Below are 3,565 nucleotides of genomic sequence, written 5' to 3' on the forward strand. Positions count from 1 at the left end.
GTGCAGCAGCGAGTCCGCGGCGGCGGCCGGGTCGTCGGGACGCTCGCCCGGCTCCCACAGCGAGGTGGTCGCGCCGTCGTCGTCGTGCACGACGAGGGTCCGCCGCACCCGCATTGTCCCGACCAGGGTGGCCGGCACGCCGTCGGCGTCGAGCTCGGCGACGATGGCCTCGGCGTCCGGTCCGGAGCCGAGACCGACCGCCTCGCAGGGCGTCCCGAGCCGAGCGAGCACCCGCGCGACGTTGACGCCCTTGCCACCCGCACGCGTCGTGACGGTGCGCACCCGGTGCACCTGCCCGGGGCGGAGCGCGTCGAGGCCGTACGTGACGTCGACCGCCGGATTCGGCGTGACGGTGACGATCACCCGAGCCACGACCCCCGGCGCATCACCCGCACCGGCTGCAGGTCGTCGTCGACGACCACGAGGTCGGCCCGCAGACCCGTTGCCAGCGAACCGGTCTCGTCGTCCAGCCCGAGCAGCCGCGCGGGCGTCGCCGAGGCCGAGCGCACCGCCGTCGCGAGGTCGACCCCCGCGTGCTGCACCGTGCGGCGCACCACGTCGAGCAGGCGCGCGGTCCCCCCGGCGATCGAGCGCTCCTCGGGCGGCGCGTCGCCGGCCAGGCGGGCGACCCCGTCGACGACGTCGACGTCGAGGTCTCCGAGGCGGTAGCTGCCGTCGCCGACGCCGGCCGCGGCCATCGAGTCGCTCACCAGGGCCACCTGGTCGGGCCCGACGAGGTCGAGGACGGCGGCGACGGTCTCGTCGGCGAGGTGCACCCCGTCGGCGATCAGCTCGACGACCGTCAGCCCGCGCGCCGCGGCCTGCAGGGCGGCGGCGACCGGCCCGGGGGAGCGGTGGTGCAGCGAGGGCATCCCGTTGAACAGGTGGGTCACCGAGGTGCCGCCGCCGGCGAGGGCGGTCGAGACCGTGCGCGCGTCGGCGTCGGTGTGGCCGACGCTGACCAGCAGCCCGAGAGCCGTCGCGCGGGAGGTGAGGTCGGCCGCGCCGGGCAGCTCGGGGGCGTACGTGAGCGAGCGGACGTGGCCGCGCCCGGCCTCGACCACGCGCTCGAGCAGGCCGGGGTCGGGGTCGCGCAGCACCGCCGGCTCGTGGGCGCCCCGGCGCTGCGGCGACAGGAACGGCCCCTCGAGGTGCACACCGGCCACGAGCCCTCGGTCGGCGAGCTCGGCGGCCGCGGCGGTCGCCCGCACCAGGTCGGGCTCGGACGCCGACACCAGGCTCGCCAGCATCGTCGTGGTGCCGTGCGCGGCGTGGTGCGCGGCGACGGCCTCGCCGGCCCCGACCGTCCCCTCCGGGAAGGAGTGGCCCGCCGCCCCGTGGGCGTGCACGTCGACGAGCCCGGGCAGGACGGTGCCCACCTGCTCCGGTGGGGGTCCGGTCCAGCCCGACGTCGCGCCGACGAAGGCCAGCCGCCCGTCCCGTACCGCGACGACGCCGTCGGGCAGCACGCCGTCGGGCGCGACGACCCGACCACGCAGCACGACGTCGGACGGGGCCGTGCCGGGCGCGGACGCAGCGCTCACAGCGCGGCCCCCGCCAGCAGCACCGGCCCCTGCAGCAGCGAGGCGCCGAGCACGCCCGCGCGCGAACCGAGGTCGCCCGCGACGATCGGCGGCACGCTCACCACCCGGGCGCGCCGCACCATCAGGTCGCGGACGGGTGCGATGAGGGCGGCGCCGGCCTGCGAGAGCCCGCCGCCGAGCACCACCCGCGAGGGCGCGAGCAGCGTGACCGCGGTGAGCAGGCCGTCGGCGAGCGCGTCGACGGCCTCGTCCCACACCTGGTCGGCGCACGCGTCGCGGCCGAGCAGGGCGTGCACCCCGGCCGCGCCGTCGACCGGGCGCCCGCTGAGGTCCTGATAGCGGTCGGCGACCGCCCGGGCCGAGGCGATCGCCTCGAGGCAGCCGCGGGCACCGCACGCGCACACCGGTCCGTCGGGACGCACGACGACGTGCCCGATCTCGCCCGCCTGGTGCGCGCCGCCGCGGACCAGGCGTCCGCCGGCCACCAGGGTCGCCGCGATGCCGGTGCCGATGACGACGACGAGCAGGTCGTCGACACCGCGTCCGGCGCCGAGGCGCCACTCGGCCAGCCCCGCGCTGGTCACGTCGTGGCCGAGCACCACCGGGAGCCCGGTGCGCAGCGAGACCGACTGCGCCACAGGGGTGTCGCGCCAGCCGAGGTTGGCGGCCAGCACGCTGGTGCCGGTGGCCGTGTCGACCAGCCCGGGCACCGCGACGGCCACCCGGTCGACGTGGTCTCGCACCGCGGGGTCGAGCCGGTCGAGCAGGTCGGCGCACAGGTCGCCCAGGGCGCGGAGCGCACCGTCGCCGTCACCGCGCGGGGTGGGGCAGCCGGCCGCCGCCAGCGTCGTCGAGGAGGCGTCGAGCACCTCCGCCTTGATCGAGGTGCCGCCGACGTCCACGGCCAGGACGCAGCTCACCGGTCGGTCGGTCACGCGTCCAGGATGATGGACCGGCTGAGGTGGCGGGGGGAGTCGGGGTCGAGCCCGGCGCGGCGCGAGCGCTCGAGGCAGAGCAGGTGCACCCGCACGAGCTCGGCGAGCGGGTCGCGGCCGGAGTGCTCGAGGTGGGCGCCGGTGGCGCGCACGTCGTCGCCGAGGCCCTCGGGCAGGTCGCCGAACGCCCAGGTGGCGCGACCGGTCGTCGAGATCGAGATCGGGCCGTGCCGGTACTCCATCGCCGGGTAGCTCTCGGTCCAGAGCTGGGCCGACTCGCGCAGCTTGAGCGCCGCCTCGTGGGCGAGCCCGACGGTCCACCCGCGCCCCACGAAGGTGGTCTGCTCGGCGGTCACCAGCCCCTCGGGCAGCGCGTCCACGCCGTCGGCGAGCACCTGCTCGGCGTCGCGCACGGCGCCCGTGAGGTCGTGGCCGAGCGAGGCGCGCAGCAGCGCCAGTGCCGTCGTCGCGAAACGGGTCTGGACGACCGAGCGCTCGTCGGCGTCCTCGAGCACCAGCGGGTCGGCGAGGTCGACGACCGGTGTCGCCGGGTCGGCCGTGATCACCGTGCGGGCCTGGCCGCCCGGCAGCTCGCGCAGCAGCTCGAGCACCTCGGTGGTGGTGCCGGAGCGGGTCAGCGCCAGCACCCGGTCGTAGCCGCGCCCCAGCCGGTGCTCGCTCGCGGCGAAGGCGTCGGTGGTGCCGTGGCCGGCGTCCTCGCGCAGCGCGGCGTACGACTGCGCCATGAACAGCGACGTGCCGCAGCCGACGACCGCGACGCGCTCGCCGGGCACGGGCAGCAGGTGGGCGACGTGCCCGAGGCGGTCGCGGACGCCGGCCCACAGCGCGGGCTGGCTGGCGACCTCGGTGGACAGGTGGGTGGTCTCGCTCACGGTCACGGCGCCAGCATCCCGGCCGCCCGGTGCGGTGTCAAACATGACGACTTCCGCTCACAACCGCTCACGACTACGCATCCAGCCCGAGCGCGGCGCGCAGGTCGGGGTGCGCCCCCAGCGCCAGCCACGCCGCGCCGAGCTCGCCGGGGCCCGCCGTCCGCACGCGCACGCCGCCGTGCCGGGCCACCCG

Annotated in this window: 4 protein-coding genes; all 4 read right to left on the minus strand. The window is 77.5% G+C overall.

Annotated elements, in window-relative coordinates; translation table 11 throughout:
- Positions 1-363, minus strand: a 363-nt coding sequence (locus ACYVKY_RS05400) for a PfkB family carbohydrate kinase (RefSeq protein WP_460433948.1), incomplete at its 3' end; no start/stop codon positions are given.
- Positions 360-1,544, minus strand: a complete 1,185-nt coding sequence (locus ACYVKY_RS05405) for an N-acetylglucosamine-6-phosphate deacetylase (RefSeq protein ID WP_460433949.1) — start codon at positions 1,542-1,544, stop codon at positions 360-362. The genes ACYVKY_RS05405 and ACYVKY_RS05400, both read right to left, overlap by 4 nt.
- A complete protein-coding gene (locus tag ACYVKY_RS05410) occupies positions 1,541-2,479 on the minus strand; it encodes an ROK family protein (RefSeq protein ID WP_460433950.1) in 939 nt (312 codons plus the stop codon). The genes ACYVKY_RS05405 and ACYVKY_RS05410 overlap by 4 nt, the downstream gene beginning before the upstream one ends.
- Complete coding sequence (locus tag ACYVKY_RS05415) at positions 2,476-3,417, minus strand: SIS domain-containing protein (protein ID WP_460433951.1); 942 nt, start codon at positions 3,415-3,417, stop codon at positions 2,476-2,478. Before ACYVKY_RS05415 ends, ACYVKY_RS05410 begins: the two co-directional genes overlap by 4 nt.
- Positions 3,418-3,565 lie beyond the last annotated feature (148 nt).

This window comes from Angustibacter speluncae, from assembly GCF_054777815.1.

Bases quoted from the DNA above. Each gene is read 5' to 3' on its own strand.
- ACYVKY_RS05415 (WP_460433951.1), bottom strand. From the start codon at position 3,417: ATGTTTGACACCGCACCGGGCGGCCGGGATGCTGGCGCCGTGACCGTG.